The organism is Afipia carboxidovorans OM5, assembly GCF_000218565.1.
GTDB lineage: Bacteria > Pseudomonadota > Alphaproteobacteria > Rhizobiales > Xanthobacteraceae > Afipia > Afipia carboxidovorans.
Genome location: NC_015684.1, coordinates 473,514 through 490,090, shown reverse-complemented (window position 1 = coordinate 490,090; position 16,577 = coordinate 473,514). Strand labels below are relative to the sequence as shown.

Genomic DNA, 16,577 nt, shown 5'->3' with positions numbered 1-16,577 from the left:
GCCATTTGGTTCGAGTCCGTTGATACCTCGCGATTAGCAGATTCGCAGCCAGCTTGCCGCTCGAGTTGGCAACAAGGTGGGGATCAAACCAAAACACGGGCGTTGAGTTCGGCGTAGGGAGGTGGGGCGGCGGTATTGCGTCGGGCAGCATAGAGGCGTGCAACACCATCCCGTAGGGAATCGACCTGCGGCTCGAAGAGGTGGGGCATAATGTCGGTCAGCCTCGGCAATTCCGAAATGCGATGCCGATGCAGATAGGCGGCTGCCTTTTCCCGCGGCGGACCAGAGGCCCATATGGTGGTCCTAAGATCCGCGACGTGCGTTTCCTCCATGATACCTTTGATCCAAAGCCATGGCGCTAAGCGCTCGGCACGATCGTTCGAAATACGCCACAACGGCAAATAATCGCGCGAGAATGGGACTTCCGATCCGTCGCTCAACTTCCACACCCCGTAGGGTAACCAGATTCGCGAGGGCACGAAGTCTGGGAGTGGTGAACGTGGGGTGACCACCTCGAAGTCGGCACGCTCGCCAAATCCCGTGTCGAAAAGCAAATACGTCGGACGGCCGGGATAGCGAAGATAGGCCGGGGTATTCGAATTATAGGCTCTGTCTCTCACCACGGTTCCAGACTTGCCACGACCGGCGGTGCCGAAGACACGCTGCCTCCAGATAGAGGTACGCATTAACATGTGGTCATTAATGGTCCATGGCGTCGCTCGAAGCAGCCGGGCTTTCGACACCGCGTGCTGGACATCAGCTTCGGGGAGGACCAGCGCGTCGGCCAGATCGAGAATGATGTTCACGGCATCCTCGATACTCGGCTGTTCGGTTGCGGCGAGATTATTCAGCCGCGCAGTTATCGAGAGCTCATGCCAATCCCGGTAACCGAGCGCCCGCGCAAGCGCCTCATGCACGATAGCGAGGCTCAATTCAGCCCCAGCGCGGGTAAGATATTTCGCGGCCTGTTTCGGCCGATTGAGATCAGAAAACTGGATTCGCATGAAACCGCTCCGACGGTGCTCGCAACGGCGTGTCCACTTGGCCCGCGCACCTTGGGGAGAGGTTCATACGGGATGATTGCTCGTTCCTGCCCGCGGGCTTCACCAATGTGGACGGCAAGGCCGGATCAGCCTTTAGCCATTATAGGCGATTCGAATTGATCGGTAAGCCAAGGCAGCTCGGACATTACGAACGCCGCGGAAGGGATGCCGACAATGTGTGCATCAGCACGCAAACCTTCGCTTGAGGGACTGCGGGCTCCAGCGGTATTTTAAGGGTTTAGCGGGGGTTACAGATACCAGTTACCGGCACCACTTCATCCCGGACAAGAAATAAGATATTGAAATATCTCTGTTTTTCTATGGCTAGCAAGTTGATGCACAATCACCCCTCCGGCGACCCGACGCCCTCGCAGGCCGACATCCAGATGACGAAATCGATCGTCGCGATCTCGGCCCCGCTCGGCATTTCCGTACACGATCACATCATCGTCGGCAAGAACGGCCATTCGAGCCTCAAGGGCATGAGGCTGATGTAGGTGATGAACGTATCCCGGGCGCGATGCGGCGTTCTTCACGCCGCGTCGCAGATCCGGGATCATAACAAGCGTTCATCGTCGGAACGGTCCCGGATCTGCAGCGCAGCACTGCGTGCTGCACGGCATCCGGGACATGGAGCCACTACTGCCGCACCATGATGAACGGATCGGCGCTGTCGGGAATGCGTCGCCATTGCGCGTGATCGTCGGCACCGAAGCGCCAGACCTCGCCACTTGCGGAGATCAACAGCATCTCGCCACGCTCGATCCGCCACATGCTCGGCGCGAAGCGGCCGACGGTGGGGTCGCATTTCGGCTTGAGAAAGACCTGAAAATTCTCAGGGCCATCCGCTTCATTATTGGTCAGCGTCAGGCCGCAGATCGGGTTGCCGTTGCTGCGCACCATCACCCAATCGCCGATCATCTGATCGCTCGATTTCGACAAGGCCCGCGCCGCAACGAGATTCTGCAGAATGTAGACGCCCTCTCCGGTGCGCACGCCCTCGAGAATGCCGCCCTCCACCTCGGTGACATCGATCACCGGTTCGCCGCGCTCATCCTGAAAACGGACGAGATCGAGCCCCTTCACCGTCCATGATGCAATCGCGCCGGTGAACGGCAGCACCTCCTCGCAGCCTTTCTCAAATTCGACCTTCATGCCGAGCGGGACCGGATTGTTGCGCAGCGTCACCACGCAGGCGCGGTCACGCCCCGCCGTGGCAAGCTCCCATTGGCCGACCATCTCGTTTGCAAGCGACCGCGGAGTTTGCGCGGCCGCCTTTGCCGCAGGCCAAAGGCCCGCGACCAAACAAACGACAAAGAGGCCAAAAGGAAATTTCATTCGCGCTTTCCGAACGGCGTCTCGGCCACCGGAGTCAGCGCCGGCTGGCCGGAGAACCAGTTCAAGAGATTGTCGACGACGAGTTGATCCATCGCGTCACGCGTCGCGATCGAGGCCGAGGCGATATGGGGCAGCAGCACCACATTGTCCATCGTCCAGAACTCCTTCGGCACGTTCGGCTCATGGGCAAAAACATCAAGCCCCGCCGCGAGGATCGTTCCATCCTTCAAAGCCGCGATCAGTGCCTCTTCGTCGACCACCGAGCCGCGCGCGACGTTGATGAACACGCCACGCGGCCCGAGCGCCTTCAGCACCTCGGCGTTGATCATTTTCAGCGTCGATGCCCCGCCGGGCGTGATGGCGATCATCGTATCGACATCCTTCGCCATCTCGATGAGGTTCGGATAGTGGCGATACGATATGCCGGGGGCAGGATTGCGCGAATGATAGACAATCGGCACGCCGCAAGCCTCGACGCGACGCGCGATCGCTCTGCCGATGCGCCCCATGCCGACGATACCGACGGTGCGGTCTCGCAGCGAGCCCGGGCTCAGACGGTAATCCTTCTGCGGCCACTTCCCTTCGCGGACATAGCGGTCGGCGGTGATGAACTCGCGCAGCGTCGCAATCAGGAGGCCGATGGTGGTGTCGGCGACTTCCTCGGTCAGCACATCCGGTGTGTGGGTCACGACGATGTTATGCGCGGCCGCATAACGGAAATCGACGTGGTCGTAACCGACGCCAAAACTCGCGACGATCTCGAGTTTCGGGAAACGTGCCAGCATCGCGGCGTCGGTCTTGACGAGCCCGGTGACGGCGATACCGCGGATGTTGTCCACCACCGCGGGCGGAAGCTTCTCCAGCTCTTCCGGGCTGTGAATGACATGGACGTCGAAGCGCTCGGCAAGCCCCCGTTCGACCAAAGGCTTTTTCGGGCCATGTACCAGAATTCCGGGCTTTGCCGCCTCGTTCGCCATCGTTCTTATTCTCCTTCCAACGCGCTTTCGTGCCAGCGCCGCAGCACAAGCCGCGACAATGCCGACAGCCCGGCATAGATCACAATCCCCGCGGCCGACAAGAGCGCCAAGGCCGCAAACATCCGTGGAATATCGAGACGGTAACCCGCCTCGGCGATCCGGAACGCAAGGCCGGAGCCGGAGCCGGCCGATCCCGCCGCGATTTCCGCGACCACCGCGCCGATCAGCGACAAGCCGCCGGCAATCCGCAGGCCGCCCATGATGTAGGGCAGCGCCGAAGGCAGACGCAGCCGCCACAACTTCTGCGCGGGCGAAGCATCGTACAGCGCAAACAGCCCCGCGAGATTACGGTCGACCGATTTCAGCCCGAGCAGGGTATTCGACAGCACTGGAAAGAACGCAACGATCCATGCGCACGCCACCACCGCCAGATGCTGCGGAAGATAGACGAGAAGCAGCGGAGCAATGGCGATGACCGGCGTTACCTGCAGGATCACCGCATAGGGCAGGAACGCATCTTCAACCCATTTTGCGCGGCTGAAGAGAAGCGCCAACCCGATACCGCCGACAACGGCGGCGAGAAAACCTTCGAGCGTCGCCCGCAACGTCGCAAGGAGCGATGCGAACAGAAGCGCCCAATCCCTCACCAGCGTTTCGAGAATGAGGCTCGGGGCGGGCAGGATATAGGGTGGAATCTCGCGCAGACGGACCACCGCTTCCCAGATACCCGCCACGACCACGAAAACGACGAGCGGCATCAGAATGCGCAGCATCCTTTGGGGCGAGCGGCTGGGCATATCCATCGTCCCGACCCTTATCCAGCGACCATATCGTGTGGCGCCACGCTCGCTCGCGCTAACGCCGCGGAGACCTCCCGGCAATAGGCGGCATAGGGCGCAGAGGTGCGGAAACTCTCGTCCCGTGGTTCCGGCGCATCGATGCGGTGCTCTGAACTGATCTGGCCGGGGCGCGCGGTCAGCACGACCACGCGCTGGGACAAAAAGACGGATTCGAAAACCGAATGGGTGACGAACACCACGGTCTTGCCGAGGTCGCGCCACAGCGCCAGCAGATCGTTGTTGAGGCGAAAACGGGTGATCTCGTCGAGCGCGGCGAATGGCTCGTCGAGCAGCAAAATATCGGGGTCCGTCACCAGCGCCCGCGCGAGCGATACCCGCATCTTCATACCGCCGGAGAGTTCGCGCGGGTACGCCTCGGCGAATTCGGCCAGGCCGACGCGCGCGAGCAAATCATCCACCCGTGCAAGGCTTGCCGCACTCATGTCGTGCGTGAGCCGCAGCGGCAGGCGGACATTGTCGCGCACGCTCGCCCATGGCATCAGCGTCGGCTCCTGAAACACAAAGCCGATGCCGCCGGAGGACGGCCGCGTTCGCGTGCCGATAACGATCTCTCCCGCGCTCGGGCGCTCCAGCCCGGCGATGATCCGCAGCAAAGTAGACTTGCCGCATCCAGATGGGCCAAGCAGCGAGACGAACTCGCCCTCGTCAATCGTCAGGCTGACCGGCCCAAGCGCATCGACGCCGCGCGGATAAACCTTCCTGATTTCGCTGCAGCGGATCGCCGTCATGGCGCGGGCCGCAGATTGAGTCCGACACCCTTATTGACGAAGCGCAGCGTGTAGGCCTTGCGGAAATCGATGTCGCGGCGAACCACGCCCGCACGCACCATGGTCGAGAAGAAATCCGCCATCCGCTCGTCGCTCATTGCGCCGATTCCGTTTTTCACCGTATCGCCGGAATCGACGATGCCATGGTCCTTCATCCGGGCAACGGTATAATCGAGCAGCGCATCCGTCATTTCCGGATTCATTTTCTTGATAAGTGCATTGCCTGCGCTGTTGTCGCCATAGAGGTAACGATACCAGCCGACGATCGAGGCATCGACGAAACGCTGCACAAGATCGGGGTTTTTCTCGATGAGATCGGCGCGCGTCTCGATGAAGGTCGAATAGGCGTTGAAGCCGTAATCGGCGAGCAGGATCACGGTCGGCTTGAACTTCGCTTTCTGCTCGATGGCGAACGGCTCCGAGGTCACATAGCCCTGCATCGCGCTGTTTCGATCCGCAAGAAAGGGCTGCGCGTTGGAGGTGTAGGGTTTGACGTGATCCTCGCTGAAACCGTACTCGCTCTTGAGCCACTGGAAATAGGTCGGCATTCCCTCTTTCGAGACGAACAGCGTCAGCGGCTTCAGATCCTCGAGCTTGGTCACCTTGGCCTGCGGATGCGTGATGAACACCTGCGGGTCCTTCTGGAAGATCGCGGCGACAGCGACCACCGGCACCTTGTTTGCGACCGCATCGAGCGATTGCAGATTGTTGGCGGCGATGTCGAAATCGAGCTTCTTCGACAGCAGCATGATCCGGTTGTTGACGTTCGGCCCGCCCGGCACGATCGTCACATCGAGGCCGTAACTCTTGTAGGTGTCGTCGGCGAGCGCCTGGAAAAAGCCGCCATGCTCGCCCTCCGCGAGCCAGTTGGTGCCGAACGAAACCTTGTCGAGCTTTTGCGTGTCCTGTGCCTGCGATGGTACCCCGAAAGAAAGGACAAGGAGCCCCGCCGCCGTTAACGCTCGCAACGAAAGGGGGCACCGCATGATTGGACTCCGCTGGTCGTTCTGGCCCATGATGAGGGAGAAGGTTCCGAAAAGGTACCTTCGCCTTCTAATCGATCAGCCCGGCCTCATCCAAAGATATCTTCGCTCATGAGCTCATTGCCCCTCCGCGACTGGACCACGATCCATTGGCCGGACGTCGATCCCGCAACAGCATCGCAATGGATTGCCGTGCTGCCGCTCGCTGCGACCGAACAGCACGGGCCGCATCTGCCACTCGGCACCGACACGATGATCGCGGAGGCCTATCTCGCCGAGGTGCAAGCACAGCTTCCGCCAAATATTCCAGCATCGTTCCTGCCCGTTCAAAGCGTTGGGTTCTCGATCGAACATATCGATTATCCCGGCACGGTGACGCTGCCTTACCACGTTGCCATTCGCCACTGGATGTCGCTCGGCGAAAGCGTCGCCCGCAGCGGTGTCAAAAAGATCGTGATGGTGACAAGCCACGGCGGCAACAGTGCACCAATGGCGATTGTCGCGCAGGAGCTACGCTCGCGCGTCGGCATGCTCGCGGTCTCCACGAATTGGCACCGCTTCGGCACACCGGAAGGGCTTTTCCCGGAGGAGGAAGTCACTCACGGCGTGCATGGCGGCGCAATCGAAACGTCGATCATGCTTGCGGCGCGGCCGGACCTCGTGCGGAAAGACAAGATCGCAAAGTTCGAGCCATCCAGCGTCGCGATGGCCAACGAATTCCGCTGGCTGTCGCCCCACCGCCCCGCGCCCTTCGCATGGGCGGCTCAGGATCTGCATCCGAGCGGTGTTGCCGGCGATGCCACACTCGCCACCGCCGACAAAGGGCGGCAGCTTCTCACACACGGCGCAAAAGCCTTCTGCGAGCTTCTGGCTGATGTTCACGCGTTCGATATGGCCCGGCTGGCGAACAGACCCACACCCTGACGCTTCGCGTCTGCAGTTTTCATTTTCAAAAGTTCCGCCGATCCGCCTGCCCCGTCAGCGACATGGGGGGCAGTCTCATGCGTTCAGGCAGTTCTGCGGTCGCAAACGTAGCGACACCGAGCAGCCGAAAGATCTTCGGCCTCACATGCACATTCATCGGAAGGGAGCACCCATGCCTGGTTCGAATAATCCTAATGCTATTGACAATCATTTGCAATTAAGTTTGTTTGCGCAGCATGAAACGCCTCTGTCTTTTGCCCGCCCCTCATGACGGCCTCACGACAGTGAACGCCGCGACAGCACCGGTAGCGCCGCTACCAGCACCATGGCACCTGTGATTGCGATGACTGCGATTCGCCGCCCACATTCGCTCCGAAGGCCTGCGAGGTACACGCTCGCGGTGGTGATGACGGCCGCGTTTCCGGCGCTCAGCGCGCAAGCCGCGGATCTGCCGCTCAAAGCTCCCGCGATCCCCGCCTACGACTGGAACGGCGCTTATGTCGGTGCGCATATCGGCTACAGTTTCGGCACGGCCCATGGCGAAGTGATCGATGGGTCTGCGTTCCCGACTCACCATCATTTTGGCGGTGCGATGGCCGGCTTCCATGCCGGCTACAACGTGCTGCTGCCCTCGCGCATCCTGCTCGGCGCGGAAGCCGACATCAGCTTTCCGAGCTATTTCGAATCCAACGCTCTCATCGCCACGACGCCAACCGCTGGCAATATGCTGACCGAGCGGCTCGACTATGCGGGATCACTCCGTGCGCGGCTCGGCTACGCCACACCGCAATGGCTTCTTTACGTCACCGGCGGCTTTGCGTTCGCGGGCGAGCGTTTCGAAAACGAACTCGCACCGTTCAAGGACAAGAGAATCGCCTATCGCACCGGATGGACCGCGGGTGCCGGCATCGAATACGCCATCGCACCGCTATGGAGCGCACGGCTCGAATATCTCTACAGCGATTTCGGCCGCACCAGCGTCGTAATGAATTCCGGCCTGCAGGCGACAAGCGCTCTCGACATGCACAGCGTGCGGCTCGGGCTCAGCCGCAAGATCGATGCGGCCGGCTTTGGCGCGAACGGCGGCGAGCTTGGCGCAGGCGCGCCGGCAGGCTGGGAGATTTCCGGACAGTCCACCTACATCGCGCAGGCCTATCCGCAATTCCGCTCGCCCTACTCCGGCCCCAACAGCCTCGCGCCGACCGGACAGGCGAAATCGACCTGGAGCACCAGCCTCTACATCAACGCGCGCCTGTGGGACGGCGGCGAGGTGTATTTCAATCCCGAATTCGCGCAGGGCTTCGGCCTCAGCGACACCGCGGGGCTTGCCGGCTTCTCGAACGGTGAAGCACAGAAATCGAACTTCCCTTATCCGCGCTTCAATCCATCGCGCCTGTTCGTGCGCCAGACCTTCGGCTTCGGCGGCGAACAGGAGACGCTTGAAAGTGGCCCCACGCAACTCGGCGGCAAGGCCGACGTCTCGCGCCTCACTCTGCAGGCGGGCAAATTCGCGGTGCTCGACGTGTTCGACGGCAACAGCTACGCCAAGGACCCGCGCAAGGATTTCATGAACTGGTCGCTGTGGGCGCCAGGCGCATTCGACTACGCTGCCGACAAGGTGGGCCTCACCTACGGCGCCACCGCGGAGCTCAACCAGAAAAACTGGGCGGTGCGCTTCGGCTACTTCCTGATGGATGCCGAATCCAATTCGGACAATTTCGACATGCGGCTGTTCCGCCGCGGCGAATATGTCGCCGAACTCGAGCAGCGTTACAAGCTGTTCGGACTGCCGGGCAAGCTGAGGGCGATCGCATGGATCAACAGCGCATTCTCCGGCAGCTATCGCGCGACGCTCGACAATCCCGCACTCAACCTCGATATCGCGGCAACGCGACAGGGCCGCATCAAGTACGGTTATGTGATCAATCTTGAACAAGCATTGAGCGACACGGTCGGCCTGTTCGGACGCTGGAGTTGGAACGACGGGAAAACCGAAATCATGGCCTTCACCGACATCGACGCCAGCCTCTCCGGCGGGCTGTCGATCAAGGGCAAATCATGGGGCCGGCCCGACGACACCATCGGTCTCGGCGGCGCCATCAACGCGCTGTCGCGCGATCATCGCGATTTTATCGCAGCCGGCGGGCTCGGCGTTCTGGTCGGCGACGGCCGGCTGAACTATCGGCAGGAGCGGCTGATCGAGGCGTATTACGCCTATGCCATCACGCCAAAACTCACAGCGACGGCCGACTATCAGTTTATCGTCAATCCCGCCTACAACGCCGACCGCGGGCCAGTCTCGATCTTCTCCGCGCGGCTGCACGGCGAGTTTTAGAGTCTTGTTTTGACGCGCTTTGTTCACGCGAACCGGTTTCCACTTCGCTTGAAAACGCTCTCAACCTCACACTTTCGGTGCGAACGTCGCGGCCTGCGCCAACGCCCAGGCTTGTGCAAAGCGTGCATCTTGTGTGCCAGACAACAACTCGCCCGGTTCGAGCGGGGGATAAAGCTCGGCGAACGACACCACCTCGGTGCTCGAGATGCGGTGCGAGAAATGGATCGGCCTGATCTCGTTCGGATGTTCGAGCCCGGCAGCGGCGACGAGTTCGGCAAGCCCGCGCAAGGTCGCGTCGTGAAAATTCGCCACGCGCACGCGCTTGTCTTCCACTACCAACGCGCGGGCGCGGATCGGATCCTGCGTCGCGACGCCGGTCGGGCAGCGGCCCGTATGACAGCTCAACGACTGGATGCACCCCAGCGAGAACATAAAACCACGCGCCGAGTTGCACCAGTCCGCGCCGAGCGCCATCGCGCGCGCCATGTCGAAGGCGGTCGCGATCTTGCCCGCCGCGCCGATGCGAATGCGCTCGCGGGCGTTAATACCGATCAGCGCGTTGTGGACAAAATTGACGCCCTCACGCATCGGCACGCCGATATGATCGGCAAACTCGATTGGCGCTGCGCCGGTGCCTCCCTCCTTGCCATCGACCACGATGAAATCAGGATAGATGCCCGTCTCGAGCATCGCCTTGCAGATCGCGAGAAATTCCCAGCGATGACCGATGCACAACTTGAAGCCGGCGGGCTTGCCGCCCGACAGCCGCCGCATCTCGCCGATGAACTGCATCAGCCCCACGGGTGTTGAGAAGGCACGATGATAGGCGGGCGAGATGCAGTCCTCGCCCATCGCAACACCACGTGCGAGCGAGATTTCCTCGGAGACCTTTGCCGCCGGCAGAACACCGCCATGGCCGGGCTTCGCGCCCTGGCTGATCTTGAGTTCGACCATCTTGATCTGGTCCTCGGAGGCCACGCGCGCGAACGCGTCGGGATCGAACTGCCCGTCCGGCGTACGGCAGCCGAAATAGCCAGAGCCGATTTCCCAGATGAGATCGCCGCCGTTCTCGCGGTGATATGAACTCACACCGCCCTCGCCGGTGTCGTGCGCGAACTTGCCCTGTTTTGCGCCGGCGTTGAGCGCGCGGATCGCATTCGCGCTCAGGGCGCCGAAACTCATCGCCGAGACATTGAAGACGGAAGCCGAATACGGCCTGGTACATTCGGTACCGCCGATCACGATGCGAAAATCGGAATCGGCCGCGGGCTTCGGCACCACCGAATGGTGCATCCACTCATAGCCGTCCTCGTAGACATCCTTCTGGGTGCCGAACGGGCGCTTGTCGAGCGCCACCTTGGCGCGCTGGTAGACGACGGCGCGGGTGTCGCGGCTGAACGGCTTGCCGTCCTTCTCGCTCTCGAAGAAATACTGCCGCATCTCCGGGCGGATCTGTTCGAACAGAAAGCGGAAATGCCCGGAGATCGGATAGTTGCGCAGGATCGCATGGCGCGCCTGCAGCAGGTCTCTGATGCCAAGCCCGGTGAGCCAGCCGAACAGCGTGAGCGGCATCCACAGATAGGTCGGGCCTCCGGCCACGATCGCGGCCGCAAAGGCGAGCGCGGCAAGCGCGCACAAGGTCAGGACGATGAAACGCGGGCGGAAGAGCAGCAGCAGCGTCTGCATGAAAACCTCAGACAAATCGCCGGTATGCGGGGCAAGGAACGCTACCCCATCGCCGATCACAGCATCACGACAAACCTCAACTGAGGCGTACGACTGCACGGCCCATTTCTGCCGGGCCGTATGCGGAAGGCAGGGGTATGCCTCCGATTCGATGGCGATCCCGGGAAGACTCGAACTTCCGACCTACGGTTTAGGAAACCGTCGCTCTATCCGGCTGAGCTACGGGACCGACGGGGCTGTACATAGCAGAGCGGCGCCTGGGAGGCTATGGTGGCGGCCCGATGAGCTCGGCCTTCACGGCTAGGCTGGCCACCGCCGACCTTGCCATCCAGTCGTTTTTCGCCCTTCATTCCGGAGGTGACATGATACTCACTGTCGATGCGCTCGACCATCTCGTCGTCAATGTCTCGAACGCGGAAGCCTCTGCGCAGTGGTATGAGCGCGTGCTCGGTATGACCCGCGCCGTGTTCGACCCTGGTGCCGGCAAAGCCCCGCGCATTTCGATGCGGTTCGGTCAGCAGAAGCTCAACCTGCGCCCCGTTGCGACCGACAAGGTGGAGTGGTTCACCGCCGATCATGAAGCCGCGGGTAGCGACGACCTCTGCTTCCTCACCTCGGCGTCTCCGGAGACCGTTGTCGCTCATCTCAAGACTTGCGGGATCGCGATCGAGGAAGGGCCGGTGAAAAAGCAAGGCGCACGCGGCACCCTCACTTCGGTCTATTGCCGCGATCCGGATGGCAGTCTGATCGAAATCTCATCATACGACGGATAACGCCTGCGCAGCGATCGATTGACCCGGCCGCACGCCCGTATCTTCGCGGCGCGGCAGCGCCCTATGCAAAAAACTTGAAAATAATGCGACGAACTCCCCCCTTTCTCCGGGGTTGGCGCATCTGACATCCTCCCTATATTCTTGAGTTCTTGCACCGGAGCCGACCGAGGTTTTCCCGCTTTTGTTGCGGCCCGACGCAAGCCATATTGCCCCGCAGAATGGGGAAACCGCCCACAACCCGCTCATTGCAGGAACCTGTCATATGATTCGCTTTCCAAGAACTTTGCCGGGTGCCGCGGCCGCCGTCGTATTGGGTGCGATGATGTTGCTGCCGGCCTCGACCAGCCATGCACAGAGCGGAGGCGCGTTTGCCGACTACGCCGGCCAGTGGTCTGGCAGCGGCAGCATCACGATTGCCAACAACAACGGCACAGGCAGCGAGCGGATTCGCTGTCGGGGTAAATATACCACCAGCGGCGGCAATAACGTTCTGAACATCAATCTGCGCTGCGCGAGCGACAGCTACCGCTTCGATCTCGCAAGCGAGGTGCGTTCCACGGGCGGCGAGCTCAGCGGAAACTGGACGGAGGAGAGCCGCGGCGTCAACGGCACAGTGGAAGGCCGCGTCTCGGGCGGCCAGGTCACGGCCCTGGTGCAGACCGCCGGCTATGCTGCGACGTTCAACATCTCGACCCGCGGCAACAAGCAGACCGTCGCCATCGCCTCGAAGGGCGAACTGCGCGCCGTGAACATCTCGCTCAGCCGCTAAGCTCTGTCTCCGTGTCAAAAAACCTCCGGACATCTGGTCCGGAGGTTTTTTACATTCTCACAGAATCGATCTGACGCCCTTACTCAGCAGGCTTCGGATCGCGTCGCCACGCGCCGCGCAGCCGGTGCGAGAGGCTGATGAGGAACATCGCGGTCGGCCGCAGGATGAACAGGTCGGCGACCAGCGCTGCAATCATCGCGAACGCGCTGAGCCAGCCGAACAGCCGCAGCGACGGCAGGTCGGAGAACACCGTCACCACCAGACCGCAGGCCAGCACCACCGTCGTCAGAATAAGCGCCGGGCCGACCAGCACGGTCGCGCGCTCGACCGCAAGCCCCTCATCCACGCCGGGCTGTTCCTCGAGCCGCAATCGGTTGAGGAAGTGAATCGTCGCGCTGAGGCCGAGGCCGAATGAGACGGTGAGCGCCACCACGCTCGCAAACTGCAATCCCTCGCCCAACAGCCACAACACGGTGCCGGACAGCACCACCGGGAAGATGCCCGGCAGAATGCTCGCGAACATCACCGTCACCGAACGGAACGCCAGCCCGATGAACGCCGCGACGAGGCCGAACTCGATGGTCAGGCCGTGGTTCAGCTTGCTGATCATGCTCGCGCTGTTGCGGGCAGCGATCGCCGAGAGGCCGGTGACAGAAATCCGATAACCCGGATTCGCCTGCCGCACCGCGCCCATCGCCGCATCGAGTTTCTCGACCGTCGGCAGTATCTGACTGGAATCGAGGTCCGGCACGCGGCCCGAGACAACCACCGCATCCTGATCGGCGGAGATAAAGCGGCCGGACAGATGCTTGGGCAACATGTCGACATATTCCTTGAGCGTCGCGACATCGGTGCGCCCTGCCTTTTCCGCAAGCCAGCGCCGCAGCGTCTCCAGCGACCAGACGTTGCCGACGCCCGCCTGCTTCTCGATGATGCTGTGGACGTCCGCGATCACCTTCAGCGTCTCCGGCGAATAGAGGTTTTCGCCCTTGGGGAATTCGATCAGCACATCGATCGGATTCGCGCCGGTGAGCTTCGCATCGAGCCGCCCGCTCGCCTCGACCGCCTGCTTCTTGTCGGGCACCTGATCGGCGAGCCGATAGCGCGGCTGCAGATTGGCGTAGATCACGCCAAGCCCGACCACGATGAGCAATGCAATCAGGCTGAACAGCCCCGGATGGCCGACCATGCGCACCGCGATCCAGCGGCAGAACGCGCGTAGCGCCTCGACGCCCGCGTCCGCACCCTTGATCCTGGTGACGAACACGCTCTCCTTGCGCACGAGAAGCACGCCGAACACCGGCACCAGCGACAACACCGCGACGAGCGCGATGATGGTCGCCATCAGCCCCGCTTCGCCGAATTTCCGGATCAGATCCGAATCGGAAAACTGCAGCGCAATGAACGACAGTGCCGCCGTGCCGTGCGTCAGCACGCAGGCTGGACCGACGACGAGCACCGCATTGCGGAAGGCCGTGTATTTGTCCTCGCCAGCAATCAGGCGATCGCGCGCCGCGAACGTGAGCTGCATCGAATCGGCGAAACTGATGACCATGATCAGCGGCGTCATCACGTTCAGGAACATATTGAGGCTGAAGCCGAGCCAGCCGAGCGCACCAAGCGACATCAGAATCGCGAGCAGCGGCGGGAATGCCGCGGCAACCATGAACGAGATGCGCCGGAAGAACACGATGGCGATCAGACAGCCCGCAAGGATGCCAGCGATGTTGTAGGTGAGGCCGTCGCGCTCGACCGCGTTGCGGATTTCAAGCTGCATCACCGGCACGCCGGATAGCTGGCTCGTGAGGCCGGTGCCGGCGAGATCGTCCTTCATCAGGTCGCGGACTTCGCCGATCGTCTTGCCGAGCCCCTTGCTGCTGACAACCTCCGGATCGAGCGCGAGCACAACCAGCGCCAGCGTGCCGTCATCGGACAGGAGCTTGCCGCGGATCACCTCATTGCCACGGACCTTGGCGATAAAATCCTGATACGCCTGTCCCTGCGGCAGCGTCTCGGGAAAGAGCGGCGCCGGCAGGTTGCCGTTTTCGGGCGGCTGACGCGCCGAGAACAGCGAGATGATGCCGCGAGTACCGTCGACAAGTTGCAGGTCGGTGACGAGATCGCGCAGCTTCTCCAGCGAATTGCGCTCCAATAGCGTCTTGCCCTCGACCACCACCAGCACGTCGTATTCGGCGGACGGGAAGCGCTTCGTCACTTCCTCGTACTGCTTGTATTCGGGAGTCTCGGAACGAAAAAGCTGGCTCAGCGAATCATCGATCTTGATGTGCTGAAGCCCGAAGATCGCGATTACGCATAGCGTCATCAGCACCACGAGCGACACCACCGGCGCCCGAATCGCGATCAGGCCGATTCGCTCCAGCCCGAACGCAATCGAGAAATTGCGCTTGGGGTCGACCGGAACGGCAGAATCATTGGGCGGAGGAACTGTCATGAGCGATCCGGTGCGGTGAGATGATTTCAAACGCGGGCGATCGAGATTATGCGGGCGGCTCCGACCGCCGGAGGCGCGTCGCGAAGCACATCCAAACAATTATCAGAGCGGTTCCGCTCTCGCCAGCACGCCTCCCGTGCAACGGCCAACCTTATCTCCTGGTGAGGCCGCGGTGCGGCAACTTGGCGACCGAATCTGGAACCGAACGGACGCCCGCAGACTTTAACTCCACCAGAAGGGAGCTCACGATGGCGAGAAAGTATTCCAAGAGCGCCGGCCGCAAGGTTGAGCGCGCGATGAAGAAGCGCAAGGCCGGCACGCTCAAGAGCGGACGCAGCGGCAAGAAAGTGAAGAGCCGCAAACAGGCCATCGCGATCGGACTCTCCGAGGCGCGCCGCGAGGGCAAGAAGGTCCCGAAGAAAAAGACGAGCCGCACCAGCGCCGCCAAGAAGAAGACAGCGCGGAAAAAGACCGCGAAGAAGACCACGAGTTCACGGAAAACCACAAAGAAAACAACCAGAAAGACCTCCAAGACGACACGGACGAGAAAGACCGGCGCGCGCAAGGCAAAACGCAAGACGCGCCGCACCAAATCTCGCTCCTGACGCCTGCCAAAGCGCCAAGGCGGCTGTCATGACCCGCTGTCTTGAAGGCGTCACAGTGTCGTGACGCTGTAGTGAGGAAGTTGTGTTCACACGCTGCCTTGAGAGACGCGCCGCACGCGCTATTCTTGCAAGCGGATCGAGTACAAATGGAGGCTACCATGGGTTTGTTTGATGTTCTCAACGGGATGCAGAACGGGCCGCGCGGCCCGAAAGACGCCACCGCATCCGGCGGCATGTCTCCCATCACCATGGCGATCCTCGCGCTGCTCGCCTACAAGGCCGTCAAGCATCTCTCCGGCTCGACAGGAACGGCGACTGCGCCCACGGGCGGCAGCTCCACGCTGCCCGGAAGCACCACTGCACCGACCGGCGGTCTGCCGACAGGCGGCTTGAGCGGTGGCCTCGGTGGCCTGTTGCAGGGCAATCTCGGCGGCTTGCTGGGCGGCCTTCTCGCAGGCGGCGCAGCCGGCAGCGTGCTGAGCGGCGGTCTCAACGATCTCCTCAAGCAATTTCAGGAGGCGGGCCACGGCGATGCCGCAAACTCCTGGGTGAGCCCCGGCTCCAACAAGCCGATCACCTCCGATGATCTCGCAAGCGCGCTCGGCGCCGATCAGATCAACACCCTGACCTCGCAGACCGGACTGTCACGCAACGAACTGCTCGACGGGCTCGCGCAGCAACTGCCGGAATTCATCCACCAGCTCACGCCGGATGGGCGGCTGCCGAACGAGCAGGAAGCCTCGCGCTGGCTCTAAGAGCGAGCGCTTCATTTTCAAAAAGGATTTTTGCAATGCTCTATGTTCTGCTGGTCGGCTTCGTCGCCGGCATTCTTGCGCGCCTTCTGTCTCCGGGCCCGAACAATCCGAGCGGGTTCATCCTGACCACCGCGCTCGGCATCGCCGGTGCCTTCCTCGCAACATGGATCGGCCAGGCGATCGGCCATTACGGACCGAACCAGGGCGCGGGCTTCATCACCGCCACGATCGGCGCGCTGGTGGTGCTGTTCATCTGGAACAGGCTTGTCGCGCGCCGCGCAATCTCCGATCCCGGTAATCGGTGATGCAC

The 16,577-nt window shown here is 61.9% G+C and carries 15 protein-coding genes, 1 tRNA gene and 1 pseudogene; 8 read left to right on the top strand and 9 right to left on the bottom strand.

What is annotated here, in order from left to right:
• Nucleotides 1-83: 83 nt before the first annotated feature.
• Nucleotides 84-1,004, bottom strand: coding sequence for a hypothetical protein (locus OCA5_RS02355; protein WP_012561223.1), 921 nt, complete (start codon nt 1,002-1,004; stop codon nt 84-86).
• A gap of 371 nt (nt 1,005-1,375) precedes the next feature.
• On the opposite strand from OCA5_RS02355, the pseudogene OCA5_RS18615 reads away from it, so the two are divergent.
• Nucleotides 1,376-1,540, top strand: a pseudogene (locus tag OCA5_RS18615) (JAB domain-containing protein); the annotation flags it as partial.
• 142 nt (nt 1,541-1,682) lie between these two features.
• On the opposite strand, the gene OCA5_RS02350 reads toward OCA5_RS18615, so the two are convergent.
• From OCA5_RS02350 to OCA5_RS02330, 5 genes are read right to left on the bottom strand one after another with little or no spacing between them, the layout of a single operon-like run.
• Nucleotides 1,683-2,381, bottom strand: a complete 699-nt coding sequence (locus tag OCA5_RS02350) for an AprI/Inh family metalloprotease inhibitor (RefSeq protein WP_012561225.1) — start codon at nt 2,379-2,381, stop codon at nt 1,683-1,685.
• The gene (locus OCA5_RS02345) at nt 2,378-3,358 is read right to left on the bottom strand and encodes a 2-hydroxyacid dehydrogenase (RefSeq protein WP_012561226.1); all 981 of its coding nucleotides are present in this window, start codon (nt 3,356-3,358) and stop codon (nt 2,378-2,380) included. Before OCA5_RS02345 ends, OCA5_RS02350 begins: the two co-directional genes overlap by 4 nt.
• A gap of 5 nt (nt 3,359-3,363) precedes the next feature.
• On the bottom strand, nt 3,364-4,161 hold the full coding sequence (locus tag OCA5_RS02340; RefSeq protein WP_013912790.1) for an ABC transporter permease: 798 nt from the start codon (nt 4,159-4,161) through the stop codon (nt 3,364-3,366).
• Nucleotides 4,162-4,172: 11 nt separating this feature from the next.
• On the bottom strand, nt 4,173-4,946 hold the full coding sequence (locus OCA5_RS02335) for an ABC transporter ATP-binding protein (protein WP_012561228.1): 774 nt from the start codon (nt 4,944-4,946) through the stop codon (nt 4,173-4,175).
• Nucleotides 4,943-5,971 (bottom strand): ABC transporter substrate-binding protein, encoded by a 1,029-nt coding sequence (locus OCA5_RS02330; RefSeq protein ID WP_013912789.1) that lies wholly within the window; start codon nt 5,969-5,971, stop codon nt 4,943-4,945. The genes OCA5_RS02335 and OCA5_RS02330 overlap by 4 nt, the downstream gene beginning before the upstream one ends.
• A 108-nt stretch (nt 5,972-6,079) precedes the next feature.
• Here OCA5_RS02330 and OCA5_RS02325 point away from each other — a divergent pair, with 108 nt between their 5' ends.
• Entirely contained in the window at nt 6,080-6,892 is an 813-nt protein-coding gene (locus OCA5_RS02325; protein WP_013912788.1) for a creatininase family protein, read from the top strand.
• A 343-nt stretch (nt 6,893-7,235) separates the two neighbouring features.
• The gene (locus OCA5_RS02315) at nt 7,236-9,227 is read left to right on the top strand and encodes a carbohydrate porin (protein WP_013912786.1); all 1,992 of its coding nucleotides are present in this window, start codon (nt 7,236-7,238) and stop codon (nt 9,225-9,227) included.
• 66 nt (nt 9,228-9,293) lie between these two features.
• Here the strand turns inward: OCA5_RS02315 and OCA5_RS02310 are convergent, their stop codons facing one another.
• Both OCA5_RS02310 and OCA5_RS02305 read right to left on the bottom strand, forming a co-directional pair.
• Nucleotides 9,294-10,913, bottom strand: coding sequence for an FMN-binding glutamate synthase family protein (locus tag OCA5_RS02310; RefSeq protein ID WP_012561232.1), 1,620 nt, complete (start codon nt 10,911-10,913; stop codon nt 9,294-9,296).
• A 152-nt stretch (nt 10,914-11,065) separates the two neighbouring features.
• Nucleotides 11,066-11,142, bottom strand: a tRNA-Arg gene (locus OCA5_RS02305).
• Nucleotides 11,143-11,275: 133 nt separating this feature from the next.
• Between OCA5_RS02305 and OCA5_RS02300 the strand changes: the two genes are divergently transcribed.
• On the top strand, nt 11,276-11,686 hold the full coding sequence (locus OCA5_RS02300) for a VOC family protein (RefSeq protein ID WP_012561233.1): 411 nt from the start codon (nt 11,276-11,278) through the stop codon (nt 11,684-11,686).
• 262 nt (nt 11,687-11,948) lie between these two features.
• Complete coding sequence (locus OCA5_RS02295) at nt 11,949-12,455, top strand: hypothetical protein (protein ID WP_012561234.1); 507 nt, start codon at nt 11,949-11,951, stop codon at nt 12,453-12,455.
• Nucleotides 12,456-12,534: 79 nt separating this feature from the next.
• On the opposite strand, the gene OCA5_RS02290 is transcribed toward OCA5_RS02295, so the two are convergent.
• Nucleotides 12,535-14,907 (bottom strand): efflux RND transporter permease subunit, encoded by a 2,373-nt coding sequence (locus OCA5_RS02290; protein WP_012561235.1) that lies wholly within the window; start codon nt 14,905-14,907, stop codon nt 12,535-12,537.
• Between the two features lie 248 nt (nt 14,908-15,155).
• Here OCA5_RS02290 and OCA5_RS02285 point away from each other — a divergent pair, with 248 nt between their 5' ends.
• The 3 genes from OCA5_RS02285 to OCA5_RS02275 all read left to right on the top strand — a co-directional run bounded on the left by OCA5_RS02285 (nt 15,156) and on the right by OCA5_RS02275 (nt 16,572).
• On the top strand, nt 15,156-15,512 hold the full coding sequence (locus OCA5_RS02285; RefSeq protein ID WP_012561236.1) for a DUF6496 domain-containing protein: 357 nt from the start codon (nt 15,156-15,158) through the stop codon (nt 15,510-15,512).
• Between the two features lie 158 nt (nt 15,513-15,670).
• Nucleotides 15,671-16,267: a YidB family protein gene (locus tag OCA5_RS02280; RefSeq protein WP_012561237.1), complete on the top strand. Its 597-nt coding sequence runs from the start codon at nt 15,671-15,673 to the stop codon at nt 16,265-16,267.
• A 35-nt stretch (nt 16,268-16,302) separates the two neighbouring features.
• On the top strand, nt 16,303-16,572 hold the full coding sequence (locus OCA5_RS02275) for a GlsB/YeaQ/YmgE family stress response membrane protein (protein WP_012561238.1): 270 nt from the start codon (nt 16,303-16,305) through the stop codon (nt 16,570-16,572).
• Nucleotides 16,573-16,577: the final 5 nt, after the last annotated feature.